Genomic DNA, 26895 nt, shown 5'->3' on the forward strand with positions numbered 1-26895 from the left:
GCGATTACAGCCCGCTGAACCAGTTGTAGCCCTGGTCTTCCCAATAGCCGCCGGGATTCGTGTTCGTCACGAAGATCGCCGCGATGTGCTTGGGATTCTTGAAGCCGAGTTTGGTCGGCACGCGCAATTTCAGCGGATAGCCGTATTTGGCCGGCAACGGCTCATTGCGAAAATCGAGTGTGAGCTGCGTCTGCGGATGCAATGCCGTTGCCATGTCGAGACTGGAGTAATAGCGATCCGCGCATTTGAAGCCGACATAGCGCGCGCTCAGATCGGCGCCGACGCGTTCCAGAAACGTGCGAAACGGCACGCCGCGCCATTGTCCTATCGCGCTCCATCCTTCAATGCAGATGTGGCGCGTGATCTGCGAAACCTGCGGCAACGCGCGCAACTGATCGAGGTTCCAGCTGCGCTTGTCCGACACGAGTCCCGAGACTTCCAGTTGATACGTCGAGCCGTCGATATCCGGTGCGTCGAACTCCGGATAAAACGCGTTGAACGGGAATGGGTCGGTGATTTGGCGCGCCGAGTAGGTCGGCGCCAGCTTGTTGCGGTCGAACAGCCAGCCCTGCACGCGATCGTTCCAGTGCGACATGGCCCAGAGCACCTTGTCGACCGAATCGCCGTCCTGCATGTTGCAGCCGGAGAGCATCGCCAGTGCGCCAATGGAGAGCGACGAGCGCAAGAACAGGCGCCGTTGCAGCCGTTCGATTTGCGGCTGATGATCGGCGAGGACGATGCGGGATTTGCGGGCGTCGCCGTTGCGTTCGGATGTGCTCATGCCCGGCCCCCTTCATGGGCTGCGCGCGGTGCGCGACCGGTCAGCATGGGCAGCAAGGTGCGCGGCACCAGTAGTACCAGCGCCAGATGCACGACCACGAAGCCGACCACGCCCGCCATCGCGATGAAGTGCACGCGCCGTGCGAAATCGAAGCCGCCGAATAGCGCGGTGAGCCAGGAGAATTGCACCGGCTTCCAGATGGATAACCCCGATGCGACCAGCAACACGCCAAGGCAGAGTACGAGCAGATACAGCGCACGCTGCACCGCGTTATATTTGCCGGTATCGTGCGGCAACCGGAACCGCAGCGCGAGGCTTGCGTCATGTATCACGTCGCGCGGATGAACCGGCAACAGCTTGCGCCGGAAATGGCCACGTCCGAGGCCATACGCGAAGTACAGCAGTCCGTTCGCGCACAGCAGCCACATTGCGGCGAAATGCCAGGCGATCGAGCCGCCGAGCCATCCGCCAACAGTCGCCCACACCGGAAATCTGAACGGGAAAAAGGGCGACGCGTTATAGATGGCCCAGCCGCTCATCACCATGCAGACCATCGCAAATGCGTTGATCCAGTGCGTGATGCGCACGACGAGCGGGTGAACAAGCTGGCGCTTTTGCGGTTCTGGCATGGTGCGGAGGTCACGAGACGAACGGGAAGTGGAAAGCCGCGCCATTGAAGAACACGGCTGCCCGGACAAGCGGGAGAAGCGGTACAAACGGTACAAAGGCAACGCCGTATTACATCGGCGGCGTTACGCCGTTCTCGCCCGCGGAGATGAAGTTGGCGGCCATCGAGCCGTCAGCTTCCTTGTGTGCGAACAGCACGACTTTCGCGCCCGGCACCAGCAACGAACGGTCGCCCGGTTCCAGCGCGACGATAGGCACGTCTTGCGGAATCACGATCTTCTTTTCGCCGTCCTTGTACTTCACGGTGATCGTGCGGCCGTTGCTGACCACGAGTGAACCCACCGTACCGTTGGTCATCGAGCTGTTTCCGCCGAGATCCCACGGACGATGGCCTTCGCCGGAGCCGCGCATGCTGGCCGGGAACACGTGTACTTCGAGCGCCTTCAGCGTGCCGTCCGCCTGCGGAATCGCGGCGGTGCCGACATAGCTGTCCGGCTTGATGTCGTTCACATTGGCGAGCACGACGCCGCGAATCGGCGTGTCCTTGGCGAGCTTCACGTCGACGTCCTTGCCGTCGCGCGTGTGGACCTTGAGCAGGTCACCCGACAACGACGTCACCGTGCCGCGTACGCCGGTGGGCGCAGCGCTCTGGGCGAATGCCGCGGGTCCTGCGGCGAGGAATGCGGCGGCGGCGAGCGCGGGGGCGACGAAGGTGCGCAACGCACGCGCGGAAACGATCTTCATGAATCTGCTCCAGGTGGTGAACGATGGGGGCAGATTAGACTCGCGACCGGCTCCGGCGAGTGACAGACGGATGACAAAAACGTCATGAATGGCGCGCGAGGGCCACGTAGAATGGCTGACATATCCACGTCCAGCGTTTTAGCGTTTCAGCGAGCAGCGTAGCGGGCCTTCGGGCCGAAGCCCGAATTGGAGCACCGAACACCATGAGCATCCTCGTCATTGAAGACGATCCGAAAACCGGCGATTACCTGAAGAAGGGTTTGCGCGAGAGCGGCTATGCGGTCGATCTCGCGCGCACCGGCACGGACGGCCTGCACATGGCGCTCGAAAATGCTTACGACCTCGTGGTGCTCGACGTGATGCTGCCCGGTATCGACGGTTGGGAAATCATGCGTGCGCTGCGGGCACGGCGCGATCTGCCGGTGATTTTCCTCACTGCGCGCGACCACGTCAGCGACCGTATTCGCGGTCTCGAACTCGGCGCGGACGACTATCTGGTTAAGCCGTTTTCATTTACCGAACTGGTGTTGCGCATCCGCACGCTGCTGCGCCGCGGCGTGACCCGCGAGAGCGACGTATTCGAAATCGCCGACCTGAAACTCGACGTATTGCGCCGCAAGGTAACGCGCGAAGGCGTGGAGATTCCGCTCACCAACAAGGAATTCATGCTGCTGCATCTGCTGGTGCGCCGCCAGGGCGAAGCGCTCTCGCGCACGCAGATCGCCTCCGAAGTGTGGGACATGAACTTCGACAGCGACACCAACGTGGTGGACGTGGCCATCAAACGGCTGCGCGCCAAGGTCGATCATCCGTTCGAAAAGAAGCTGATTCATACGGTGCGCAGCATCGGCTACACCTTCGGCGACGGCTCATGAAATTCTGGACCGGGCGCTCGCTCACGGCTCGCACCACAGTGCTGTTCGCGTCGATTGCGTGTGTGGTGATCGGCACGCTGGGCGCCTATTTCTACCGTTCGGCGGAATTGTCGTTGCAGCTCCGCGCCGACCTGGTGCTGACCGCCCGCGTCGAGCATTTCAGCCGCATTGTGCACGATCTCTATTCGGTCAGCGAGTTGAAGAACCGGCCGTTGCTGTTCGAGACCATGCTCGGCGCGGAACAGGACGTGCTGCTGTTTCGCCGTCCGGGCGAAGCACCGTTTATCGACGTGAATCCGGAGGGCGTGGCCGTGCCCGCCTTGCAGGCCGGCGAGGCGGGCCGTCTGCCGACCATTGCCGACATTCGCCAGACCCGGCTGGCCGACGGCGTGCCGGTGCATTGGGCAATCGCTACCGCCACGGCGCGCGAAGACGGCACCGAAGTCGAAGTGATCGCCGGCCACCCGATGACGCAGGAAGTGCGCATGCTGGCCGCCTACCGCAACCGTATCGTGCTGGCCACGCTGATCGGCATGCTGGCCGCGACGCTGCTCGCCTACTACGTGTTGCGCCGCGCGTTGCGCCCGGTGCGCGAGATTGCCACGCGGGCCGCGCAGATCAGCCCGGCGAGCCTGTCCGTGCGGCTCGACAGCGAGGCGGCGCCGCTCGAATTGCGCCAGCTCACGCATGCGTTCAATGCCATGCTCGACCGTCTTGCGGATGGCTATCAACGTCTGTCGCAGTTTTCGGCCGACCTGGCGCACGAGATTCGCACGCCGGTCGGTGCGTTGATCGGGCAAACCCAGGTCACGCTTGCCAGGACTCGCGAGCCCGAAGAGTATCAGCAACTGCTCGAATCGAATCTCGAGGAACTGAGTCGCCTCAGTCATATTGCGGAAAATATTCTATTTCTGGCGCATGCGGATCATGCGGCGCTTTCTGTGGACCGCGAGCCGGTCGACCTGCGTGGCGAACTCGTAAGGATCGCAGACTATTTCGAAGGGCCGGCTGACGAACGCGGCATGCGCTTCGTGGTCGAGGCCGAGGGCGTGGCATCGGTGAATCCGATGTTGTGCCGGCGCGCGATCAACAACCTGGTCGTCAATGCGGTGCGCTACGGCGCGAGCGATACGGTAGTGCGCCTGCGCGGCACACAGGACGAAGGGGGCGCCACCGTGGTGGTCGAAAACGACGGCGCGCCGATTCCCGAGGAGCAACTGGGCCGTCTGTTCGATCGCTTTTATCGCGCCGACGCGGCGCGCAGCGCGTTCACCGAGTCGAGCGGTCTGGGCCTTGCGATCGTCAAGGCGATCATGCATCTGCATGGCGGCACGGCGCGTGTGGTGTGCCCGGCACCGGGCGTGGTGCGTTTCGAATTGCGCTTCCCGGGCGTTTGAGCGACGCCGCCGGCCGGCGCCGTTCGCTCAGACCTTCTTCAGATACGCGGCCTTCAGCATGAAGCTGCCGGCGTCCATCTTGCAGTCCACTTCATGGTCGCCGCCCACGAGGCGAATGCTCTTCACCTTGGTGCCCATTTTCAGCGTGATCGACGAACCTTTCACTTTCAGATCCTTGATCAGCACGACGGCGTCGCCATCGGCCAGCGGGTTGCCGTTGGCGTCCTTGACCACGCGTTCGTCGGCGTCGTCGGTGGATGCGGCGGCGTTCATCGGCCATTCATGTGCGCAATCCGGGCAGACGTAGTTGTCGCCGTCGGGGTAGGTGTTTTCCATTGCGCATTGCGGGCAGGCGGGAATTGTCGACATGATTTTCTTTCCAGGCCGCGGCGCCGCCGCGGATAACTTCGGGGTTGGCGAGTATAGCGGACGCGCGCCGGACTACCACTGTCCGGCATGCGGGATGCTGCGCGAGCGCAAACCTGTGGGCCGCGATTCTGGCCCGAAAGGCGCGTGGCGACGCTCAACGGGAGGCGGACTATACTTTTCCAGCAGCCCGGCGGTCCCGCATGTTTCGTCATGCTTTGCGAGGCCTTGCAAAGCACCTATTGCCCGAATCTCACAGCAGGAGTCTGTCATGGTCAAACTCGCCCTGTACGTTCGTCTTGAAGCCCGGCCCGGCAAGGAACAGGAGGTCGAAGCGTTTCTGCTCGGCGGCTTGCCGCTCGTCGAGGATGAGCCCGGCACCGTGGCGTGGTTCGGGTTGAAGCTAGGACCGTCCACGTTCGGCATTTTCGATGCGTTTGCGGACGAAGGCGGCCGTGACGCGCACCTGAACGGCAAGGTGGCAGCCGCCTTGATGGCGAAGGCCGGCGAACTGTTCGCCTCGCCGCCGAGCATCGAAAAAATCGATGTGCTGGCGGCCAAATTGCCGGGTTGAACGCGCGGCTAGCGGCGCGTCGATTTGTCAGCCGCCTGCCGCTTCGCCCGCGTCGGTAGCCGGCTGGCTCGCGTAGGTTGCGCGCTTTTCCTCGTACATGAGCAGATCGGCGCGCTGCACGCCGGCTTCGAGCCGGTCGCCGCGCTGGCAGGTCGCCGCGCCCATCGAGAAGCTGAGCGGTGAGCCGGGATAGAACTGATTGTTCAGCTCGATCAGTTGCCTGATCGCATCGACCATTGCGACGCCGCCGCGCTCGTCCGTGTCCGGCATCAGGATCGCGAATTCGTCTCCGCCAATACGCGCTGCGTGAAACGGCGCCTCGGTCGCTTTGGCGAGCACCTCGCCGGCGCGCCGCAACAGCGCGTCGCCCGCGGCGTGGCCGAGTTGATCGTTCACGCGTTTCAAACCGTTCAGGTCCGCCATGATGATCGTGACGGGCCACGGACCCTTGCGCTCGAGCCGGTTCAGTTCGTCCACGTAGAAGGAGCGGTTGCGCAGCTTGGTCAGCACGTCATGCTTGCCGAGGAACTCGAGGTAGGCTTCGGCCTTCTTGCGCGCCGTGATGTCCGTGAGCGCCACCAGCACCAGATCCCAGTTCTTTTCATGGCCCGGCAGCACCGAGAATTGCAGGTGCACGTGCACCTCGCTGCCGTCGAGCGAATAGTTGAGCACTTCGCGCTGCTGGAACAGCTTGCCGTCCCACAGATCGATCAACTGCTCGCGGAAATGCGGCCGCATGTCGTCGCGGAACACATCGGTCAGGCGCGCCAGCAGCGTTTTCTTGTCTTTGGCCGCGAACATGTCGAGCGTGTGCTGATTCACGTCGAGCACGTGGATTTCCTGCATGCAGCGCTCGACGAACTCGGGATGCACGTCGGTGAACACGCGGAAATCGTTGATGCCGGCTGCGCGCGCGTCGTCGAGCAGACGCTTGACCGCGCTGAAATCCTCCACCCAGAGCGAGACCGGCGAATACTCGAACAGACCGCGCACATACTGCTCGGCGAGCGTCACGCGGTGCCGTGCGCCTTCCAGCTCGGTGATGTCTTCGACCGATACCAGTACGCGGTCCCAGCGCGCCTCGTGGCCGGGCAGCACGGCGCCCTTGAGGAGCACATCGAGACGCCTTCCGCCGAGCGTGTAGTTGACCGTCTGGCTGGTGAACTGCGATTGCCCGGCCCACAACTGGCATAGCTCTTCGAGGTGGGTCTTGAGCATGTCGTCGCGGAATACCGAGGCGAGATTGCCGTTGAGCGCCTCGAAATCGGCCGCCTCGAATTGCGTCAGGGTCTTCTGATTGACCTTGATGACGCGAATGCTATGCGCGCATTGCGCGACGCAGTCCGGATTGGCGGCGAAATGCGCGCGCAGATCGGTCACGCCGTTGGCCCGCCATGCCTCGAACAGTGCGCGCACGCCGCTGAAGTCTTCGAGCCAGAGCGAGACGGGCGCCAGTTCGAACATCTCGGAATCGTCGTTGGCGGGCGCGGGGCCGCGCGGGAGGATGTCCAGCATGGAGTTCTCGAAATCGGAAGTGCCGCTATTTTAAAGCGGGTTGGGCCACGGCTGAAAAGAAAGACCGGCTACGCCTCATTTTCGCTGCGGCCATTCAGCAAGATAACGGCAAGCTTTCGACGGACTTGAGGCGCGTCGGGCCTTCGCCAGGCCTGTTCCGGAACCTGCGAGACTGGGCGTCCGAGCCCTCCGGACGGCCGCCAGCACGCCTTTGCGAGCCTTGCTACACTGGCCTGAAACCCGCCCCGTCCATTCACGTTGCCGATAAAAGCGCCATCATGAAGCCATCCCTTCTGGTCCTGATCCATTTGAACGATGCAAGCCGCGCCAGTATCGAGGCGGCGTTCGAGGTCATCTACGCCCCCGATGCCGCCCAGCGATCCGCCGCGATCGATGCACACGGCCAGACGATTCGCGCGGTGCTGACCAACGGCACGACCGGACTTACCGCGGCGGAAATCGACCGCATGCCGCAGTTGGGACTGGTCAGCGCACTAGGCGCCGGCTATGAAAACCTCGCCGTCGACCACGCCCGTTCGCGCGATATCGTGCTCGTCAACGGCGCGGGCACCAACGACGATTGCGTCGCCGACCATGCGTTCGCCTTGCTGCTCGCAGTGGTGCGCGACGTGCCGCAACTCGATCAGGCCACCCGCGAAGGCGTCTGGCGAGATACGCTGCCCATGCGCCCGAACGTGTCCGGCAAGCGTCTCGGCATTGTCGGGCTCGGCAATATCGGCACCAAGGTCGCGCGCCGCGGCGCCGGTTTCGACATGGAGATCGGCTATCACAACCGTAAGCCGCGTGAAGGCTCGCCGCACAAGTACTTCGACAACGTGGAAGCGCTCGCGCGCTGGAGCGACTTTCTGATGGTGGCAACGCCGGGCGGTGCGAGTACGCGTCACCTGATCGGCCAGGCAGTGTTCGAGGCGCTCGGTTCGCAGGGCTTCGTGGTCAACGTTTCGCGCGGCAGCGTGCTCGACACGGCGGCGCTCGCGCAGGCGCTCACGGCGGGCACGATTGCCGGCGCGGGGCTCGACGTCTACGAGGGCGAGCCGAATCCTCCCGAGGCGTTGCTGAAACTGCGCAACGTGGTGTTGACCCCGCATGTGGGCGGCCGTTCACCGGAAGCGATCACGGCCTCGGTCGACAATTTCCTCTGCAATGCCAGCCGGTATTTTGCGGGTGAAGCGGTGTTGACGCCGATCTGACGTCAACCGGCGCTCACGCGTTCATGCGTTTTGCCATGTAGCGCCAGCTCGTTGACGAACGGGAACGCGCCGGCTTCCACGCCGGGCGCAGCCGCTGCCTCGCGCGAAGCGCGGGCCGACACTCCACTGAAAGGCAACCGAAACTATCGGCACGGCGGATACTTTCTGTCGAGAATGGCGATTTCCATTGCGAGGCTGCGGCGAATAGGATGGGCGATACCGCATCATCATCGCTTCGACACACCGGAGCAGCGACGGAGATCCCGCATGGAACACCACGCCCGCACACAGAACGAACGGCTCGATGTCAAGACAACCACCTGCTACATGTGCGCCTGCCGTTGCGGTATCCGTGTCCATCTGCGGGAAGGCGAGGTGCGCTACATCGACGGCAATCCGGAGCATCCGCTCAATCAGGGGGTGATCTGCGCGAAGGGCGCGTCCGGCATCATGAAGCAGTACTCACCTGCGCGCCTGACCCAGCCGTTGATGCGCAAGCCGGACGCGGAGCGGGGCAGCGCGCAGTTCGAGCCGGTGTCGTGGGAATACGCGTTCGACGTGCTCGAAAAGCGCCTTGGCGCGATTCGCGCCTCGGACCCGAAGAAATTCGCGCTCTTTACCGGCCGCGATCAGATGCAGGCGCTGACCGGGCTCTTCGCCAAACAGTTCGGTACACCTAATTATGCGGCGCACGGCGGCTTTTGCTCGGCCAATATGGCGGCCGGCATGATCTATACGATCGGCGGATCGTTCTGGGAATTCGGCGGCCCGGATCTCGACAGCGCGAAGCTCTTCTTCATGATCGGTACGGCGGAAGACCATCATTCGAATCCGCTGAAGATCGCTATTTCGAAGTTCAAGCGAGCGGGCGGCCGCTTCATTGCAATCAATCCGATCCGCACCGGCTACGCCGCGATCGCCGACGAATGGGTGCCGATCAAACCCGGCACGGACGGCGCGCTGTTCATGGCGTTTTTGCACGAACTGATTGCCGCGGACGCGTGGGATCACGAGTTCGTGCGCCGCTATACCAACGCGGCGGAACTGGTCGATCTTGACGAAGCGAGTGAGAACTTCGGCCTGTTCGTGCGCGATCCCGAGCGGCCGGTCGGCAATCCGCTGTTTCCGCAGAATCATCTCTGGTGGGACGCGGACGCCGCGCGCGCCGTGCCGCATCACACGCCGGGCGTCAATCCGGCGCTAGACGGACGCTTTACGCTCGACGACGGTACGCCGGTCACGCCGTCGTTCGCCTTGCTGCGCGAACGCGTGGCCGATTGCACGCCCGAGTGGGCCGCCGCGATCACCGGCATTCCGGCGGACACGATTCGCCGCCTCGCGGGTGAAATGATCCAGACGAGCCGCGACCACCGCATCACGTTGCCGATCCGCTGGACCGACGCGTGGGGCGAGACGCACGAAACGGTCACCGGCAACCCGGTCGCCTTTCATGCCATGCGCGGCCTCGCGGCGCACTCCAACGGCTTCCAGTCGATCCGCGCGCTCGCCGTTCTGATGTCGCTGCTCGGCACGATCGACCGCCCCGGCGGCTTTCGTCACAAGTCGCCGTTTCCGCGTGCGGTGCCGCCGTCGGCGAAACCGCCGAACAGCCCCGACGCCGTCAAGCCGAACACGCCGCTCGCCACCGGTCCGCTCGGCTGGCCCGCAGCACCCGAGGATCTGTTCATCGACGATCAGGGCGGCCCGGTGCGGATCGATAAGGCTTTCTCGTGGGAATACCCGCTCGCCGTTCATGGCGTGATGCACAGCGTGATTACCAACGCGTGGCGCGGCGACCCGTATCCGATCGATACGCTGATGATCTTCATGGCCAACATGGCGTGGAATTCGTCGATGAACACGATGAAAGTGCGCGAGATGCTCGCCGACAGGCACGAGAGCGGCGAGTACAAGATTCCGTTTCTGGTGGTGTGCGACGCTTTCCAGTCGGAGATGACGGCATTCGCCGATCTGATCCTGCCCGACACGACCTATCTGGAAAGGCACGACGCGATGTCCATGCTCGACCGACCGATCTCCGAATTCGACGGACCGGTGGATTCGGTGCGGGTGCCGGTCGTGCCGCCCACCGGCGAATGCAAGCCGTTCCAGGAAGTGCTGATCGAACTGGCGTCGCGTCTGAAGTTGCCGGCCTTCACGACCGCCGATGGCGCGCGGCGCTTTCGCGACTATCCCGACTTTGTCGTCAATTTCACGACCTCACCGGATTCCGGCGTGGGTTTCCTGATCGGCTGGCGCGGCAAGGACGGCGGCAAGGCGCTAGTGGGCGAGCCTAATCCGAAGCAATGGGAGCAGTACGCGAAGAACAACTGCGTGTTCCATTACCCGCTGCCCGAGACGCTGCAATACATGCGCAACTGCAACGGACCGTATCTCGAGTGGGCGGTCAGGAACGGTTTTCGCAAGTTCGGCGAGCCGATCCTGATCCAGCTCTATTCCGATGTGATGCAGAAGTTCAGACTCGCCGCGCAAGGGCGCACGAGCGGCAGTCAGCCGCCGGATCACCTGCGCGCGCGCGTTGAAAAGTACTTCGATCCGCTGCCGTTCTGGTACGCGCCGCTCGAAAGCGCGGCCACGGACCTCGCGCGCTTTCCGCTCGCCGCCGTGACGCAACGGCCGATGGCGATGTACCACTCGTGGGACTCGCAGAACGCATGGCTGCGGCAGATTCATGGCGAGAACTATCTCTACATGAATCCGCTGATGGCGGCCGAGAACGGTATTGCCGACGGCAGCTGGATCTACGCCGAATCGCAATGGGGCCGCGTGCGTTGCATGGCGCGCTTCAGTGAAACCGTCGAGCCGGGCACCGTATGGACGTGGAATGCGATCGGCAAGGCATCGGGCGCGTGGAATCTCGGCCCCGGCGCGAATGAATCGCAACGTGGTTTCCTGCTCAATCACCTGATCACCGACGAGTTGCCCGGCCGCGATCACGATGTGGCGAGCCGCATGTCGAATTCCGATCCGGTGACGGGCCAGGCCGCCTGGTACGACGTGCGCGTGCGCATCTATCCGGCGGAAGCCGACGCGCGGCACACGCTGCCGCAGTTCGCTGCAATGCCCGCCGTGCCGGGTGAAAACGGTGTGATCTCGCGCATCGTGCAAACCTACTTCGCGGGACGAGGGGAATTCGCGGCGCGGCTGCGCGGCGCGACGGGACGCAAATAGCACAGAGAGCCGCAAGGAGCATTTGATGACGCAGATGGCATTGGTGATCGATCTGAACGTATGCGTGGGGTGCCATGCGTGCGTGACGAGTTGCAAGGAGTGGAATACGTCGGGCGAATCGGGCAGTCTCGCCGATCTGAATCCGTACGACGCGGATCCCTCCGGTACCTTTTTCAACCGGGTGCAGAGCTTCGAGGCCGGCAGTTTCCCCAACGCAGAGACGATCCATTTTCCGAAGTCGTGTCTGCACTGCGAGGATCCGCCCTGCGTACCGGTCTGTCCGACCGGTGCGAGCTACAAGCGCAAGGAAGACGGGCTCGTGCTGGTGGACTTCGACCGCTGCATCGGCTGCAAGTACTGCGCGTGGGCATGTCCCTACGGCGCGCGCGAACTCGACGAAAGCCGCAAGGAGATGACGAAGTGCACCCTATGTGTGGATCGTATTCACGATGAAAACCTGTCCGAGCGAGACCGGCAGCCTGCCTGTGTGCTCGCATGCCCGACCTCGGCGCGGCTGTTCGGCGATATTCACGATCCGGAGTCGGTGGTGTCGAAGGCTATCGAAGAGCGCGGCGGCTACCAGTTGATGCCTGAGTGGAATACGCGGCCGGCGAATCACTATCTGCCGCGTGTACCCACCGAGGCTGCGGGATGCGGTAGCGGTTCGTGCTCGTGCAAATCGTCCGGCTCGATGTCGGAGCCGGCCCAGTCGCCGGAATCGCTCGACGCGCAACTCGAGCGCGGTGAACTGCGTCTTGCGTCGATGGCGACGCGCATCTAAAAACCATAGGACTTCACGATGAATCCCGCATTCTCCGTGGTTTTTCTGACCACCTTGAGCGGCGCGGCACAGGGCCTGCTGATCGCGCTCGTCGGCGTGGAAACCGCTGGACATCTCGGCCTGCCAATGTCGCCCGCCGATACGTTCTATATCGCCGGCGCGGCCGTGTCGGTGATATTGGGCGGACTCGGGCTGCTCGCGTCGTTCTTCCATCTCGGCCATCCCGAACGCGCATGGCGCGCGATCGCTATGTGGCGCACTTCGTGGCTGTCGCGAGAATGTCTGTGCCTCCCGGCGTTCCTTGCCTGCGCGTTTTTCTATGGCGTCGCGCACTGGTTCGGTTCGCCCTGGTCGCTCGCGATTGGCTGGCTCGGCGTATTGGCGAGCGCTGTGCTGTTCGTCTGCACGGCGATGATCTACGCGTGTCTGCGTTTTTTGCAGGAGTGGGCCACGCCGCTCACGCTGGTCAACTTCGCGCTGCTCGGTTGCGCCTCAGGCTTGACGCTGGCGACAGCGTTGAGCGCATGGCTCGCGCATGCGCTGACCGCGTGGCTCGCCGTCTGCGCATGCGGGTTGACGCTCGCCGGCTGCGCGAGCCGCTCGGCATCGCTCGTGCGCAATGCGCGCTTGCGGCCGAAGTCGACAGTGCAGAGCGCCACCGGCATTCGCAATCCGAAGCTGGTGCAGGTGTCGCGCGGCTTTACCGCCGGCGCGTTCAATCTGCGGGAGTTCTTTCATGGCAAATCGGCGGGCACCTTGCGCGGCGTCAAATGGGGTTTCCTCACCACGGCCTTTGTCGCGCCGATCGTGTTGATGGTGTTGGGGGCGAACCTGCATTCGATCGGCGTGTCGCTCGGCTTACTGGGCGCGGCGTGTCTTGTGCAATACGTGGGCCTGGTCGCGGAACGCTGGTTTTTCTTTGCCGAAGCGAAGCATCCACAGAATCTCTATTACGCGAGAGTCGGCTGAGGAATGCCTGATTCGATAGAAGCAATTGGTTATGCGATGGCGTGACACCGTGAATCAGGCTGGGATGACACGGCGCGTGGACTCTACACGTGTTGCTGCGGCGCTTCTCTGCCACAGACGGCCTGATAATCTGGAATCTTAAGCGATGGTATGGGAGAGACTGAAAATAATAGTCAATGAGCCCGTCCTGTCGTACTCAAAGAGCCGCGACTTCACCTTCAGAACGCCGTCGAAGCCGGGTTCGTCGACCCTCATGGTCACGTTGTCTCCAACGAGAGGAAGCAGATGTACCATCTGCGACCCGGTGGTGCGGTATGTACCAAAACCGCCCGTGTACTCGTACACATACGTCACTTTCTCGTCCATACATGTCCCGTTTGCGTGCATGAAATTTGCGCTCCGCGATCGTCTCGCGAGCTACCGCCACGTCTGATCTGGTCAATTGAAGGCTGGCAGCGATCGTCTCGCCGCGATCCAATGAGGCATTGGCAAAAAAACATAAGCCTCATCTGCAGATGAGTCAGGCGGGGATTACCGTACTGAACAGCGATATCGGCCAGCGTGCCGAACTGCGCACGTCCGCTCGAGCCGCGCGATGCGCATGCCGGCCGCGGTCATAGCTTCGGCGGCTGTCCACAATAGATACGTTTTCACCTCGACCTCGATTTGAGCGTCGGCGATTTCTATATCGGAGGCGTGAATTGAGAGCCCGGATGCATGCGTACGCAATGTTGGCTTATGCATCGTTGACTCTGTCGTGGGAAATCGAATCTGGCGGTTCAGGAAAAAATGCCTGCCGCCCGAGGGGCGCCAGGCGAAATCGAGGGGCGGGGTTGCTTCAGAGAAGCGCCCCCTCGAAAGACCGAAGCAGAGTTTAATCGGCCGAAGCAGACGGCGGACGTGCGTGGCGGATTGAGTCAAAATGTTGACTGAACGGGACATGAGAAAGAACCATCCGGGTAGCAACGACTAACACGTAGGACTATGATACCGGTCACTAACCGTAGATGGCTCACCGCCTGTCGCTGACGCAGATTGTCGGCATATCCGCTTGCGGGAACCGCATTCGTGGCACGGCGGGTCCATTCCAGGGAGTCCTGCCATTTCGGCTCCGGCTGCATCGACGACGTCCTATACCTGATTGGCGACAACCGGCACGACAGGCAGGCGGAGAACACATGCCTGGCTCGTTGCGAGCGGACGTCCGCAGGCCGACTTCACGTATTCATTCAGTTTCAACTGATCAATTTTAATTTAATTTGATGTGGCTTTACATATGGGCAATGAACGTCCGCCTGTCCTGGCATCATCGAGCACTACTATATTTCGATGATGAAATTATGTACGTTTGTGATTTGCAAATATCGGATATGAATATGGCTATTGAATAAACGGTTTGTTCAGATGCCCAGCCTTAAGGAATGTCGTTACTAAAACCGGGATTTCCTTGCTCTTCCGTACGTGACCTTGTATTTCGTCTAAAGGATTGATCATATCCGCCAACATATTGGTCGATTCGGCCATAAAAATACTCCGTAGACCATCCTTATGTACGATCAATCCGGATAAATAATCAGAATCAAAGCAAGTCGGAACGGACAACCAATTTCCGGGGAAAATCTGATGGGGTGGTCTTCAGTCGCTTACCGCAACAGCGCAATGGTACCTCAAGTTTTGCCAGAAGCCGGTACTGCGAAACGTATTGGTATAGTTTTGTTTAGCGGCTTTGCCCTTCCTGAGGCGGCGGAGATCGCCGAGGTATTTCAGTCGGCGAATGCGCTCACAGAGGGCGAGCAATATGGCAGGACGCGTTACGACGTCAGTTTGTTATCGGCCGCCGGGGGCAGGGTCGCGAGTTCTTCATCCGTGTTCGTCTGGACGGAGAGTATCGGAGGCCAGCGCGACTCGGAGCGCTTTCACGCCTTGTTTGTAGCGGGCGGCGGAGGCGTAATTGATGCGCTACGCGATGAACAGTTGATTGCGTGGCTTCGGCGGACGTATCGGCGCGGGGAATTGGTATTCCCGATCGGTGAAGGGAGGGCGCTGCTCGACGCCGCCGGCTTCGGACAGGCGGCCGGTATCAGGCGCTACGGCGAACGCGCGGGCGAAATCGTGCGGACTGGCGCCGGTATTGGCTCTTCGAGCGCTTCTGTCAGTCCGTTTCGAACCGCCATTGCGGTGATCGAAGGAGATTTCGGCGCCGAAATTGCGCGGCAGATTGCTGACTGGGTCGCGCCATCCACGGATACCCGATTTACGGCGATTGTGCGCAAGAATGCTTCGGTTGGCGTGAGCGAGAAAATCAAGGCGTCGGCAAAATGGCTCGAAGCGAACGGGCACCGCCATATTTCGATCGACGAGGCGGCGCAGATTGCGGGCATGAGCGAGCGTAATTTCCTCAGGCGTTTCAAGATTGAAATGGGTGTGACGCCGTCAGATTACCTGCTGTACGTACGGCTTGATATGAGTTGTCGCCTCCTTGTCGAAACCGATCTACCTGTCGATAAGGTCGCACGCCATTGCGGAATTGGATGTGGCGGTCGGTTGGCAAAGCTCTTTCGCAAGCATCTGACGACAACGCCCACCGAGTATCGTATGAGCAAGCGGGTTTGAACGGGAATTGCGTTTCTGTCTAGCTCGAAATTGGCTGGTTCATAATGTAATGACGAAATTCGTATCGTTTATTTCATGGAATTTAATTTATTTTTCTATATCTGTATTTTATTGGTGACAGTGCTGGAAATTCGGGTCGCGGGGGCTATTTTTAATGGCCATGACCTCGTGGAAATTAACCGGTCGCCATCCGCATTGTCCGAACCGGATTATATTTTTTCCATGATAATCCTGCGAGATTCGTTACCCCAGGACGGGAAAATTGATCAATGGGCGCATATTCAGACCAGGTGCGCGGCACCAGCAATTATCTGAAAAATTCCCCCGAATTCGAGCTGGATTAACGGCTCGGAGACGAAGGAAAGATCGGGGCGACGACAAACCGAGCGAGAGAAATCGCATTGAGTAGGGCCGCTGCGGCCAAAATTCGAGTCGCTTACGCCAGGCACGACTGCGTGACCAACTAAGGCTTTATGCTCCCGCCTCGTCGTTTCTGTTCGCGTGAGCGACAACATCCGCTGAATCGGCGGTCACTGCCGAACTACCGGTCTGAATGGAAGGCGCTGACCTTCGCGTATTGTGCCCTGACGTGTTCAATCGACCGGGCAGGGCGTTGCGTGCCTGCCAGTGGGGCCGGGATGACCCAACACGATTCGACCATATTAATGACACTCGGAGTCTCTCATGCTGAAAGTTACAAAGGCAGTATTTCCGGTAGCGGGTCTTGGCACGCGATTTCTCCCTGCCACGAAGGCGAGCCCAAAGGAAATGCTGCCAATTGTGGATAAGCCGCTGATTCAATACGCGGTCGAGGAGGCTATGGCCGTCGGTATCACAGAAATGATTTTCGTGACGGGCCGCAGCAAGCGCGCGATCGAAGATCATTTCGACAAGTCGTATGAGGTCGAGGCGGAACTGGAAGCGCGCGGCAAGGACAAGCTGCTGCAACTGGTACGCAGCATCAAGCCGAGCCATGTCGACTGTTTTTACGTACGCCAACCGGAGGCGCTCGGCCTCGGGCATGCGGTACTGTGCGCGGAGAAGCTGGTTGGTGATAGCCCGTTCGCCGTGATTCTCGCGGATGACCTGCTATACGGCACTCCTCCTGTCATGACGCAAATGATCGAAGTATTCGATCACTACCATAGCTCAGTGATCGGCGTTGAGGAAATTCCGGCGCAGGACACCAAATCGTATGGCATCGTCGACGGCAAGGAGTGGGAGCAGTCCATCATCAAGATGTCAGGCATCGTTGAAAAGCCTGAGCCAAGCACGGCTCCCTCAAACCTCGGTGTTGTGGGTCGATACGTGCTGAAGCCGCGCATTTTCAAACATCTGCGCGCAATCAAACCGGGCGCCGGCGGTGAACTCCAGCTGACGGATGCAATCGAGTCGTTGCTTGCCGATGAACAGGTACTGGCATACAAGTATCGCGGTACGCGCTTTGACTGCGGCAGCAAAATCGGCTATCTGAAGGCCACGGTGGAATTCGCGGTGCGGCATCCCGAGGTAGGTGCCGAGTTTCGTGAGTACCTCGAGGAATATCTGTCTCTGCTGCCGATGTGAACGGGAATGAACGCGCATATCCATACAGCTGGTAATAGTTGAGTAGTCGTTCGGAATCCATAGAGTAGTCGCGATTAGGTGAACTGGCACGAATCCGCCATTTCGATCCCGTGGGGCGGTCGTCCGTGACCGCCAACCTATTATCCAATTCGGCCAGCCACCAGTTTTATGCGGATCGCTTGTGTACGATTTCCCAAAACGGCCCATATGCAGCCGTAGGAGGCCACTTATCTTCGGGGGATGGCTGGATGGCAGGATTCTTTTCCCGTACTAGTCGCCATGCGACTCAGGCTCAGGCGTTACATGACGTTCGTGCGCTGAAACGCATCGGGATAGCCCTTTTCAATGGATTCGCGCTACCGGAGGCCGCCACGGTAGTGGAAGTTTTTCAGTCGGCCAATGCGTTCTGTACGTCAATGCGCATTGGCGGCCCGCTCTACGATGTTTACTTGCTGTCGGTTGGCGGTGGAAGAATAGCGAGTTCGTCGTCGGTATTCGTCTGGACTGATAGTATCGAATCACGCGGTTACGCGGACGATTTTCACGCACTCTTCATTGCTGGCGGCGCAGGCGTTCACAACATGCTGAGCGAGGAGCGTCTCATTGCATGGCTGCGTTGGCTCGATTTTCGAAGCGAAAAGATTTTTCCTATCGCCGAAGGACAGTTGCTTCTGGATGCCGCCGAATTCCCGGACAAATCCTCTACATTGCGCCGTCGCGAGGGCGATCATACTGTTGCCCGGAGCGGTTTGAAAGTGTCGACTTCACAACGATCCGGTACTCCGCTGCGTGCGGCACTGGCGATAGTCGAAGAGGATCTCGGAGCCGAAGTCGCGCGCGAGATCACGGGGGTGGTCAGAATGCGTTTCGAGGCGCAGTTCACCGCCACGCCGAACAGGAGCGCATTCGGTGTGGTAAGCGAGAAGATTCAGTCTTCGGCACAGTGGCTGGAGATGAATTGTGGCAGGGCGATCAGGATTGAAGAAGCAGCGCAGTTCGCCGCGATGAGCGAACGTAATTTCCTGCGTCGCTTCAAGATGGAAATGGGCGTGACGCCGTCAGACTATCTTCTGTACGTTCGCATCGACAAGTGCTGCCATCTTCTGTCTGAAACAGACCTGCCTGTCGACAAGATCGCACGGCGCTGCGGTATGGGCAGCGGCGGCCAACTGTCGAAAGTGTTTCGCCGGTATCTGGGCGTCACGCCCACCGAATATCGCACTAGCAAGCGCTCTTCCAACCCGGCTTGAAGAGATCATGCCGCCGTTCGCAAGGGCTGTGGTTGGAGAACCTTTAATCGTCAACGAAGAAGGCCCTCGCTGCGAATGGCGGTTCTCCTCAGTACACTTCGGCCACGCTGAAGCGGGTGCCTACGGAATCGCGCTTCGACGTGATCGGCGCCGTGTTCAGATCCCACTCGATGGCGATATCCGGGTCGTCCCACTGCAGGGTGCGTTCGTGCTCCGCCGAGCCGCGCTCGGTAGTCTTGCACAAAACTTCCGCAACGTCCGACAGCACCAGAAAGCCGTGCGCGAAACCGGGCGGAATCCATAGCTGACGACAGTTGACCGCCGAAAGCCGCGTGCTGATATAGCGGCCGAACGCGGGCGACCAGCGGCGCAAATCGACCGCTACGTTCACGACTTCTCCGTTGACGACACGCACGAGCTTTCCCTGCGGCCGCTCAATCTGATAATGCAGTCCGCACAATACGTTGTGGGGGTAAACCGTATGGCGCTCCTGCAGGAAGCGATAGCCACGCGCAACGTTCTCCTCGAAGTCCTCCTGATCGAAGCTGTCAAACGAAACGCCGTGCGTGTCCGAAACAATGCGTGGCTCGATCAGTTTGACGTCGCGAATTGCCGTGTGCTTGACCTGGATTGCCATTGTGACGAATAGGATGAGGGATTGCGGACACCCTGCACGGTGTGCTGCGGGAGCCATGCTATTCATATTACAAGCGACCGTTTATCCCTGAGCGCCAAAAGATTGGTGTGATACGCCATTTGCGTATTTTGGCGGAGGCGGCTGTTCGATGCATGTCATACAAGGTCGTGACGGTGGCGGAGGCCATAGTCCTCATCTACGGATTTCGAGGGGCGGCGGAATCCTTCAATGTTTTGGCGGACCCGATCAGATTGGGTATAGGACTATGCGTCGCGTGATTGCAGTTCCAGCGTGGCGTTAGACATGTACCTGTTGGCGGCGCGTTGCGTCGGCTTCACCTGCTGCATGGCGGGGGCGCCCTGCTTATTTCCAAAGACACGCGACTGCATGGCCGCGTCCACTCAAGCTACCAATAATGAACCGGCTCCTCGAATTTGATCTTCAGGCGCGTACGGAACTGCTCGCCTATCTGGTTGCGTCGCAACTGGTTCTACGCCAGAGAACCGGCCATTGGTTGAGGCCCGAGCAACTGGTCGAATCCACCCGACTCTGGCTGCGCCTGAATGGCCGTCGCGCCGACTGGCTGCAGCGCGTGACGCTGGCATGCCGCGCGCAACGGTTGGCTGAGCAACTCGAGCGAAGCTCGCGGGAAACATGCGACGCACGCAGTCTGGCGCGCATGTTCTTTGGCGGTGTGAGGTTGGACTTGGGTTCCCGGGCGGTGATGGAAATCTTCGTCGCATGTGTGGCCAATCTGCCGGGGGAGATTGTCTTCCGTAAGCAAGGCGGCTGATAGGGAGGCGAAGCTGCGCAAATGGAGTGACTCGTTACGCTCTATTTGCGACCCCGCTAGTCTCACCGACTCGACATGTCCTGCAAACTACGCCGGCACTCATGCATGCACCGACCTTTCGACCTATCTCGTCATGTCGCAACTGCTAAGGCCATTGCCTAACCGGAAAGTGGCTGACGCCCGAGCATGCCGTCGAATTCACGCATCTCTGATTGGATGTGAGTGACCCGCTCGATCTGCTGGCGCGCGTATCGTTGGCGAGCCATGCGCAAGCGCTCGCGGCGCAAACGCTGCGCATGTCGAAACAGCGATTCGACGCAAAGACTCCGGCGGCCGCGTTTGTCGACCGCGACCGGTCCGGCGGCTATCAACACTTCGCGTTCCGGCAAGTGACCGTTGCGCACTGCGGCGCGCTGCCCGTGCAATGTCTTGACGTTCTCGAACCGCTCCAGCAGCGACGACAACTCCGCCTCGATTTCCTGCTTAATCACCTGCCCGACTCCGTGCCGAACCAAATCGTCCAGCCCCAATAGACCCCTGATAGCCCAACGACTTCATTTTCTGTAAACTTGCTCATGGTGGATGGTTTGCTGTTTGCTAGTTTTCCACTGCGACAATCGAATTCTCAGTTGAAGCTTCCACCGCCTTCAATCTCCCGCGCCCAAACTTCCCCGTACACCAGAATCGAGCTTATCTCACACTGGAGATGAGGCAAGCAACGTTTGCGCACGTCATGGGTACGGGACCACTGGCGCGGGGGCGTGGCAGTTCGAGGGAGAGGTTTTGCGATCTACGAAAATTATGTTGGCGAAATCCGCCACATAAGTCATCTCGCCGGATGGGTCGTGAACAATGCGCTCGGCAGGAGTCGGCCGACCAGAGAAGCACAAATGAGCGACACCGTACGCTGTCGTCTGCATCGTCGGCAGCAGCAGCCTCACGTGATTCGCAACCTGTTCAAGGAAGAGCATTTGCGTTATGCCGCCTTATAGATTGCGCACCATTTGATGTACTTCTCAGCGATTCAAAATCGCCACTGGCTCCGGCGGGCTGATCCCCTGGCGTCTTGGCCCATTAATTTTGAGGCTCTATTCTCTGGGTCTATTCCGACAACAGCTGGTCTCAGACGGAAACCTCCGCCTTCCTTCGATGCATCACGTTAGACTGCGCTCGGTTTCGGACCTCTTGGAGGGATTTCTCAGTTAGCACCGAAACCCCACAGCTGCTTGACCACCGCAAAGACGTGCTCGACCCGCGCACGTATCTTCGACTTATTGCAGTTCTTCGAGCGTCTGGCGTTATCGACTTCATCACTGCGCTTGCGCACGCGCTGATTGGTAAAGTCCTTCTTTCGGCGCTATGCGGCAAAGCCGGCATCAGATGCTTGTCATGCACGTTCGCCGCCGCCACTACCGCGCTGTGTGTCAGTCCCGTCTGGCTATCCGCATCGATGTGCAGCTTCATCCCGAAGTGCCACCGCTCACTTTTCTTCGTCTGATCCATTTCGGGGTTCCGCGCCTTGTCCGCGTTCTTCGTGGAACTAGGCACACCGATGATGGTGACATCCACGATGTTGCCGGTGTCTACTTTCAGCCCTCGCCCTTGCCGGACCTCGCCGACCTTGGCGAACAACTGCTCGCGGAGTTTGTTGCACTCCAGCAGCCGGCGAAACTTCAACGGCGTCGTGCCATCGGGAGCCGGCTCGCGCCCCCACCGCCCAACGACCAAAGCAGTTCTAATTGGCCCAGTTTCCAGGATAGCTGATCGCAGCGTCAATGCCAGTAGTTTCACATACCTGTCTAAACTTTTCCGGCTTTCGGCGGCGTTCCTGAGAAATCGCCAAAGGTCATTTAACCGACACGAGATGTCGGTTTTTGAGGCCGCAGCGTCGCCGTTGCCCTGCGCAAGTTCATAGAGTGGCGCTACGTGCCTATAAAAATGGACGCGAGCAGCCAAGGTTGTTGGCGTAAGTTGCCACGGAAGCTTGCTGATATTTGCCTGTCGGACGCCCCTCACGCAGTTGGGCGTAAGTGCACCTGACATGGCGGGCGCATGACAGGCCATTTCGGCAATCTGGCGACGCATGGGCCAAAGCGCCAACATGTTGGCATTATCCGTCAGTCGCATTACCTCGGAAGTAGCCACAAGTATGATGCACTGCAACCGAAGTCGAGAAGGTTTTTAAAGGCCAGTAACAGTAATAGCGCTCCTTATTAAAGATGTACGCTTTATTCGTCGATAAATTCGAAATGATCGAGCGGCCTTCATCGCAATTACGCCATCCAAATCGTTTAATAAGCAATTCAAAAAAGGCGGTATTGGTGGTTCTATTCGCGCTGCAAACAGGAGTCGATATGAATGACACGTTGTTGGGTGAGGCGGATGTTGCAGACAGTGAAAACAAGGCAGGTCAGACGCCAAAGCACATCGCTGCTTCGGCTGTGCGTCTCGTTCCTGTGGTGCTGGCCGGTGGCGCAGGATCGCGACTTTGGCCCATGTCACGCGAACAATTTCCAAAGCAACTGATTGATCTGTTGGGACCTGATTCGCTATTGCAGGCCACCGCGCAGCGGATGAAGGGGTTCCATGCCACCGAAGGCACGGTAGGCGCGCCCATCATCGTGTGCGGGGACGAGCACCGCTTCATTACCGCGGAGCAGCTGCGCGCGAGAGGTATCGACGCACGGATCGTGGTCGAGCCGGCGCGGCGCGACACGGCGCCCGCACTGACGATAGCCGCTGCGGATGTGTGCGTGAATGGTGACGACGCCGTCATTGTCGCCATGCCGGCAGATCACGCGATCGAGGACGTTGCTGCGTTTCAGTCAGCGATCTCGTTGGCGGTGCAGCATGCGCAGCGCGGTGCGATTGTCACGCTCGGTGTGCCGCCGACTCGCGCTGACACGGGCTTTGGCTATATCCGTCTGGGTTCCGGGCTTGGCGACGGCGCACATCGTATTGCACGGTTCGTCGAAAAGCCCGCCGCCGAACAGGCCGAGCAGTATCTCGCCTCCGGGGAGTACTGGTGGAATAGTGGAATTTTTGTGGTACGTGCGAGTGTGTGGCTTGCTACGCTCAAGGTCATGCGGCCTGCCATGCATGACGCGTGTGTATTGGCTCATACGCAGGGTACTAGCGACGGCGTGTATTTCCGTCCCGACGCGAACGCCTTCAAGTCGGCGCCGTCGGACTCGATCGATTACGCAGTGATGGAACGTCTCGGCACTGACGAGCGGTTCGCGCACGGCGTGGTGGTCCCGCTTGACGCGGGCTGGTCGGATCTCGGTTCGTGGGACGCGGTATGGGAAGCGCTCGATAAAGACGCAGACGGCAATGCCGCGCGCGGCCGGGTCGTGTTCGAAGGCGCCACGTCCAGCTTTGCGCACTCGCAAGGGCGTCTCATTGCATGCGTCGGCGTGACCAACGTGGTGGTGGTGGAGACCGATGACGCGGTGCTCGTCGCCGACCGCTCGCGCGTGCAGGAAGTAAAGGACGTGGTCAGCCGAATGAGAGCGCTGCAGGCGCCCGAGGCCGATGCGCACCGAAAGGTGCGGCGCCCATGGGGTTATTACGATTCGATCGACCGCGGTGAGCGGTTTCAGGTCAAGCGGATCGTCGTTAATCCGGGCGGCCGTTTGTCGTTGCAACTGCATCACCACCGCGCTGAACACTGGATCGTAGTGAGCGGCACTGCGCTCATCACTCGCGGCAATGAGGAATTCATGCTCAGCGAGAACCAGTCGGCCTTCATTCCGCTGGGCGTGACACATCGCCTGGAGAACCCCGGAAAGTTGCCGCTAGAGCTCATCGAAGTGCAGTCCGGATCCTATCTCGGCGAAGACGACATCGTTCGTTTTGATGACACATACGGCCGCGCGTAGTGCGTAGGTGGAAAGCAGTCCAACTTTAACGGGGAATCGCGAGATGCGGGGGATACGGGGGTTCTTGGCGCGGCTTGTGGATATTGTTCTCATTGTGGGGGGCGCCATCGCGGCGTCGCATATCCGCTTTGAGGATCTGACGCAGATCCGGGGAGACGGCGCATTCATTACCTTTTCCGTCGCTTTCGCATTGGTGGCATTTCCGGCATTTGGCTTGTACGAGTCATGGCGTGGCCGGTCTCTGCTTCGACTAGCCGGGCAGGTTTCGATCGCGTGGCTGGTCGTGCAGGCGAGCGGTCTGGTGCTGATGTTCTCGCTGCATCGCACGGATTTTATTTCGCGGCTGTGGTTTGCCTATTGGACCGCGACAGCGGGCGGCGCGTTGATTACGTCGCGCTTATTGGTCCATGCGGTGCTGCGCAGCGTGCGCTATGCCGGCCTGAACTTGCGCAATGTGGCGGTGCTCGGCGTCGGGGTTCATTGCCGTGAAGTTGTAAACAAGCTCATGGCGGCGCCGGCCAGTGGGTTCCGCGCATCCGCGATATTTGACACCCAGCCCGATGGCGGCGCCGCGCCGAACGGCGTGCCGCTGTTCGACGACTTTGGCGAGTTCGCCGAGCATATTCGGGGCAACGGCGTGCGGGAAATCTGGCTGGCTTTACCCTTGTCGGAAGCGTCGACCACGCTGCACTTCGTCGATGAGTTCCGTAACGATCTTGTGAACATCCGCTTCATTCCCGACGTGCGCAGCATGGCGCTATTCGAATGCAGCGTGATCGACCTGATCGGCGCACCGGCAATCAGTCTCGTCGCATCGCCTTTGCCGGCACGCGCAATTCTGCAGAAAGAAATTTTCGATCGCGTATTTGCCGCGCTCGCCTTGATTGCGTTGCTGCCATTGCTGGTGATGATTGCGGTAATGGTGAAGTGTTCTTCACGCGGCCCGGTATTTTTTACGCAATACCGGAAAGGCGCCGATGGCCGGGTATTCAAGATCTATAAGTTCCGCACCATGCGTCCGCACGCCGAAAAAACCGGCGTGGTTACTCAAGCTACCAAAGGTGACCCAAGAATTACGCGTGTGGGCGCGTTGTTACGGCGAACCAGTCTCGACGAACTACCGCAGTTTTTTAATGTGCTGCGCGGTGAAATGTCGGTAGTCGGTCCTCGCCCGCATGCAATCGAGCACGATGAGTTTTATCAGAAAGTCATCAATGGCTACATCCATCGTTACCGGATCAAACCGGGCATTACCGGGTGGGCGCAGGTGAATGGATTTCGTGGCGAGACGGATCGGGTCGAGAAGATGCAGATGCGGGTGGAGCACGACCTTTACTACTTGCGTAACTGGTCGTTTGCGTTGGACATGCGGATTGTCATGACCACTGTGGTCAAGGGACTAGTAAGTAGCAACGCGTACTAGTCACGCTGGCAAACCACGGAGTTTTCTGTTGTTCCAGGCAGAAAAGTCGATCGCGAAGCGAAGTAGAGTTAGACGAAATTTAAGGAATACCTGATGGGATTTTTGGGGAAGTGGGGTGCAGACAGAGCGAGGTCTCATGTTCGTCGCTGTACTCGTGTGCTGGTGAGCCTCGCGGTGAGCGGCGTTCTGTCGGCTTGTTCCGTGGCGCCTGGCATGCGGATGGTAACACCGGCAACCTTGCCGCTTGCCAGCGCAAGTTCAGATACGCCGCCAACCAACGTACAGATTCCGATCACCGATATCAACATTGCATTGACGGAAAAAATGCGCGAGTCCGATCTGCAGGCGAACACGCAATTGTATGAATTGATGGGAAAGCCGGAGCCATACACACTAGGTGTAGGCGACGTGCTGCAGATCACGGTATGGGACCACCCCGAGTTGACGGCGGCATTGGGCGCGCAAACGCAAACGAACAATCGTCCCTATGATCCCGCCCAGGGCTTCGTGGTCGACAACAACGGCAATATACAGGTGCCCTATGCGGGCAACGTGCATGTTGCCGGCTTGCGTGTCGACCAGAGTCAGCAGGCTGTGTACACAGCAATCAGCAAGGTGTTCGTGCGTCCGCAGGTGACGGTCAGAGTGGCTTCGTTCCGCGCCAAGCAGGCATATGTGGACGGCGAGGTGCGTACGCCGGGAGTGGTGCCGATTAACGATGTGCCGCTCACGCTATTCGAAGCGATCAACCGAGCCGGCGACTTTAGTACCACGGCCGATCAAAGCCGCATGATTCTCGTGCGCAACGGCGTGTCGTACCGGTTGAATCTATCGAGCATGTTATCGAGCGACCAGAACCCTTCAAAGATTCTCTTGAAGAACGGCGACTTGTTGCGAGTCGTTTCGCGTGACGACAACGGTGCGTATGTGATGGGCGAGGTGAACAAGCCGATCACAGCGATTCCTATGAAGAGCGGCAAACTGACCTTGAGCGACGCGCTATCGCAAGCGGGCAGCATGAATACCGCGAGTGCGGACGCGGCGCAACTCTATGTGATTCGCGGGTCATCCGGTTCGACACCGCAGATATTCCATCTCGATGCGCATTCGCCGGTTGCAATGGTATTGGCCAATGAATTTGATCTACAGCCGAAAGACATTGTCTACGTGGATGGGAACGGACTGGTCCGCTTCAGCCGCGTGCTCAATCTGCTGCTGCCCGCGATCAACGCTGGCCTGACCGGCGCGGTCGTGACGAAATGATCGACTGCATCCTTGTTGTGTGTGAAGGGAACGTCTGCCGGAGCCCGATGGCGCAAGGGCTGCTCGCCAGGCAATTCCCAGGCGTGCGCGTGATGTCCGCCGGCTTGGCCGCGCTCGTTGGCCGCAGCGCGGATCCGGTCGCCATCGAATTAATGGCGGAGCGCGACATCGATATTGGAAGCCATATTGCTGCGGACCTGAGCTTGTTCCACGTGCGCTCGGCTGACCTCGTTCTTTCGATGACGCAGGAGCAGCGCAAAGGAATCGAAACGAATTATCCGTTCGCGAAGGGAAAGGTCTATCGCCTTGGTGAGCGTGAAGGAATAGACGTATTAGACCCGTACCGCAAAGGACGCGCGGTTTTCGAAATAGCCGTGGCGCAAATCGAGCGTGGGGTGGCGCACTGGTCCGATGCAATGGTTCGATTGACTCACTAA

At 60.0% G+C, this 26895-nt stretch carries 23 protein-coding genes and 2 pseudogenes; 15 read left to right on the forward strand and 10 right to left on the reverse strand.

The window, feature by feature from the left end; genetic code table 11:
* Positions 1–4: 4 nt before the first annotated feature.
* The 3 genes from PDMSB3_RS26340 to PDMSB3_RS26350 all read right to left on the reverse strand — a co-directional run bounded on the left by PDMSB3_RS26340 (position 5) and on the right by PDMSB3_RS26350 (position 2152).
* Positions 5–781 (reverse strand): molybdopterin-dependent oxidoreductase, encoded by a 777-nt coding sequence (locus PDMSB3_RS26340; RefSeq protein ID WP_007176959.1) that lies wholly within the window; start codon positions 779–781, stop codon positions 5–7.
* Positions 778–1410 (reverse strand): cytochrome b/b6 domain-containing protein, encoded by a 633-nt coding sequence (locus tag PDMSB3_RS26345; RefSeq protein WP_007176960.1) that lies wholly within the window; start codon positions 1408–1410, stop codon positions 778–780. The genes PDMSB3_RS26340 and PDMSB3_RS26345 overlap by 4 nt, the downstream gene beginning before the upstream one ends.
* Before the next feature lie 109 nt (positions 1411–1519).
* Entirely contained in the window at positions 1520–2152 is a 633-nt protein-coding gene (locus PDMSB3_RS26350; RefSeq protein WP_007176961.1) for a hypothetical protein, read from the reverse strand.
* 203 nt (positions 2153–2355) lie between these two features.
* Between PDMSB3_RS26350 and PDMSB3_RS26355 the strand changes: the two genes are divergently transcribed.
* Complete coding sequence (locus PDMSB3_RS26355; protein WP_007176962.1) at positions 2356–3027, forward strand: heavy metal response regulator transcription factor; 672 nt, start codon at positions 2356–2358, stop codon at positions 3025–3027.
* The gene (locus tag PDMSB3_RS26360; RefSeq protein WP_007176963.1) at positions 3024–4424 is read left to right on the forward strand and encodes a heavy metal sensor histidine kinase; all 1401 of its coding nucleotides are present in this window, start codon (positions 3024–3026) and stop codon (positions 4422–4424) included. The genes PDMSB3_RS26355 and PDMSB3_RS26360 overlap by 4 nt, the downstream gene beginning before the upstream one ends.
* Positions 4425–4451: 27 nt before the next feature.
* Here the strand turns inward: PDMSB3_RS26360 and PDMSB3_RS26365 are convergent, their stop codons facing one another.
* Entirely contained in the window at positions 4452–4793 is a 342-nt protein-coding gene (locus PDMSB3_RS26365; protein ID WP_007176964.1) for a zinc ribbon domain-containing protein YjdM, read from the reverse strand.
* Between the two features lie 268 nt (positions 4794–5061).
* Between PDMSB3_RS26365 and PDMSB3_RS26370 the strand changes: the two genes are divergently transcribed.
* Positions 5062–5364: a putative quinol monooxygenase gene (locus PDMSB3_RS26370; RefSeq protein ID WP_007176965.1), complete on the forward strand. Its 303-nt coding sequence runs from the start codon at positions 5062–5064 to the stop codon at positions 5362–5364.
* Between the two features lie 27 nt (positions 5365–5391).
* Here the strand turns inward: PDMSB3_RS26370 and PDMSB3_RS26375 are convergent, their stop codons facing one another.
* A complete protein-coding gene (locus PDMSB3_RS26375; RefSeq protein WP_007176966.1) occupies positions 5392–6879 on the reverse strand; it encodes a sensor domain-containing diguanylate cyclase in 1488 nt (495 codons plus the stop codon).
* Positions 6880–7157: 278 nt separating this feature from the next.
* On the opposite strand from PDMSB3_RS26375, the gene PDMSB3_RS26380 reads away from it, so the two are divergent.
* The 4 genes from PDMSB3_RS26380 to PDMSB3_RS26395 all read left to right on the forward strand — a co-directional run bounded on the left by PDMSB3_RS26380 (position 7158) and on the right by PDMSB3_RS26395 (position 13032).
* Positions 7158–8090 (forward strand): 2-hydroxyacid dehydrogenase, encoded by a 933-nt coding sequence (locus tag PDMSB3_RS26380; RefSeq protein WP_007176967.1) that lies wholly within the window; start codon positions 7158–7160, stop codon positions 8088–8090.
* Positions 8091–8357: 267 nt separating this feature from the next.
* A complete protein-coding gene (locus PDMSB3_RS26385) occupies positions 8358–11282 on the forward strand; it encodes a molybdopterin-dependent oxidoreductase (protein WP_165188201.1) in 2925 nt (974 codons plus the stop codon).
* 25 nt (positions 11283–11307) lie between these two features.
* On the forward strand, positions 11308–12063 hold the full coding sequence (locus tag PDMSB3_RS26390) for a 4Fe-4S dicluster domain-containing protein (protein ID WP_007176969.1): 756 nt from the start codon (positions 11308–11310) through the stop codon (positions 12061–12063).
* Positions 12064–12081: 18 nt separating this feature from the next.
* Positions 12082–13032, forward strand: a complete 951-nt coding sequence (locus PDMSB3_RS26395) for a dimethyl sulfoxide reductase anchor subunit family protein (RefSeq protein WP_165188203.1) — start codon at positions 12082–12084, stop codon at positions 13030–13032.
* 138 nt (positions 13033–13170) lie between these two features.
* On the opposite strand, the gene PDMSB3_RS26400 is transcribed toward PDMSB3_RS26395, so the two are convergent.
* Positions 13171–13398: a hypothetical protein gene (locus tag PDMSB3_RS26400; protein ID WP_007176971.1), complete on the reverse strand. Its 228-nt coding sequence runs from the start codon at positions 13396–13398 to the stop codon at positions 13171–13173.
* 1014 nt (positions 13399–14412) lie between these two features.
* Positions 14413–14556, reverse strand: a complete 144-nt coding sequence (locus PDMSB3_RS26405) for a hypothetical protein (RefSeq protein ID WP_165188206.1) — start codon at positions 14554–14556, stop codon at positions 14413–14415.
* 99 nt (positions 14557–14655) lie between these two features.
* Here PDMSB3_RS26405 and PDMSB3_RS26410 point away from each other — a divergent pair, with 99 nt between their 5' ends.
* From PDMSB3_RS26410 to PDMSB3_RS26420, 3 genes are all read left to right on the forward strand, one after another.
* Positions 14656–15645: a GlxA family transcriptional regulator gene (locus PDMSB3_RS26410; RefSeq protein ID WP_165188208.1), complete on the forward strand. Its 990-nt coding sequence runs from the start codon at positions 14656–14658 to the stop codon at positions 15643–15645.
* A 684-nt stretch (positions 15646–16329) separates the two neighbouring features.
* The gene (gene galU / locus PDMSB3_RS26415; protein WP_165188210.1) at positions 16330–17211 is read left to right on the forward strand and encodes a UTP--glucose-1-phosphate uridylyltransferase GalU; all 882 of its coding nucleotides are present in this window, start codon (positions 16330–16332) and stop codon (positions 17209–17211) included.
* Positions 17212–17459: 248 nt separating this feature from the next.
* Positions 17460–18461, forward strand: a complete 1002-nt coding sequence (locus PDMSB3_RS26420) for a GlxA family transcriptional regulator (RefSeq protein WP_165188213.1) — start codon at positions 17460–17462, stop codon at positions 18459–18461.
* Between the two features lie 88 nt (positions 18462–18549).
* Here PDMSB3_RS26420 and rfbC read toward each other — a convergent pair whose 3' ends face one another.
* Positions 18550–19098, reverse strand: coding sequence for a dTDP-4-dehydrorhamnose 3,5-epimerase (rfbC, locus tag PDMSB3_RS26425; RefSeq protein WP_165188215.1), 549 nt, complete (start codon positions 19096–19098; stop codon positions 18550–18552).
* 415 nt (positions 19099–19513) lie between these two features.
* Here rfbC and PDMSB3_RS26430 point away from each other — a divergent pair, with 415 nt between their 5' ends.
* The gene (locus tag PDMSB3_RS26430) at positions 19514–19891 is read left to right on the forward strand and encodes a hypothetical protein (protein ID WP_165188217.1); all 378 of its coding nucleotides are present in this window, start codon (positions 19514–19516) and stop codon (positions 19889–19891) included.
* A 344-nt stretch (positions 19892–20235) separates the two neighbouring features.
* Here the strand turns inward: PDMSB3_RS26430 and PDMSB3_RS26435 are convergent.
* Both PDMSB3_RS26435 and PDMSB3_RS26440 read right to left on the reverse strand, forming a co-directional pair.
* Positions 20236–20468: pseudogene (locus tag PDMSB3_RS26435) on the reverse strand (IS256 family transposase); the annotation flags it as partial.
* A gap of 633 nt (positions 20469–21101) precedes the next feature.
* A pseudogene (locus PDMSB3_RS26440) lies at positions 21102–21601 on the reverse strand (transposase); the annotation flags it as partial.
* A 644-nt stretch (positions 21602–22245) separates the two neighbouring features.
* Here PDMSB3_RS26440 and PDMSB3_RS26445 point away from each other — a divergent pair.
* The 4 genes from PDMSB3_RS26445 to PDMSB3_RS26460 all read left to right on the forward strand — a co-directional run bounded on the left by PDMSB3_RS26445 (position 22246) and on the right by PDMSB3_RS26460 (position 26895).
* On the forward strand, positions 22246–23772 hold the full coding sequence (locus PDMSB3_RS26445) for a mannose-1-phosphate guanylyltransferase/mannose-6-phosphate isomerase (RefSeq protein WP_165188219.1): 1527 nt from the start codon (positions 22246–22248) through the stop codon (positions 23770–23772).
* Between the two features lie 43 nt (positions 23773–23815).
* Complete coding sequence (locus PDMSB3_RS26450; RefSeq protein ID WP_165189633.1) at positions 23816–25195, forward strand: undecaprenyl-phosphate glucose phosphotransferase; 1380 nt, start codon at positions 23816–23818, stop codon at positions 25193–25195.
* A gap of 93 nt (positions 25196–25288) precedes the next feature.
* Positions 25289–26458 carry a polysaccharide biosynthesis/export family protein gene (locus PDMSB3_RS26455; protein WP_456093772.1) on the forward strand — a complete coding sequence of 390 codons (1170 nt, stop codon included), beginning with the start codon at positions 25289–25291 and terminating at the stop codon, positions 26456–26458.
* Positions 26455–26895, forward strand: a complete 441-nt coding sequence (locus tag PDMSB3_RS26460) for a low molecular weight protein-tyrosine-phosphatase (protein ID WP_165188221.1) — start codon at positions 26455–26457, stop codon at positions 26893–26895. The genes PDMSB3_RS26455 and PDMSB3_RS26460 overlap by 4 nt, the downstream gene beginning before the upstream one ends.

It is taken from the genome of Paraburkholderia dioscoreae, from assembly GCF_902459535.1.
GTDB classification, from domain to species: domain Bacteria; phylum Pseudomonadota; class Gammaproteobacteria; order Burkholderiales; family Burkholderiaceae; genus Paraburkholderia; species Paraburkholderia dioscoreae.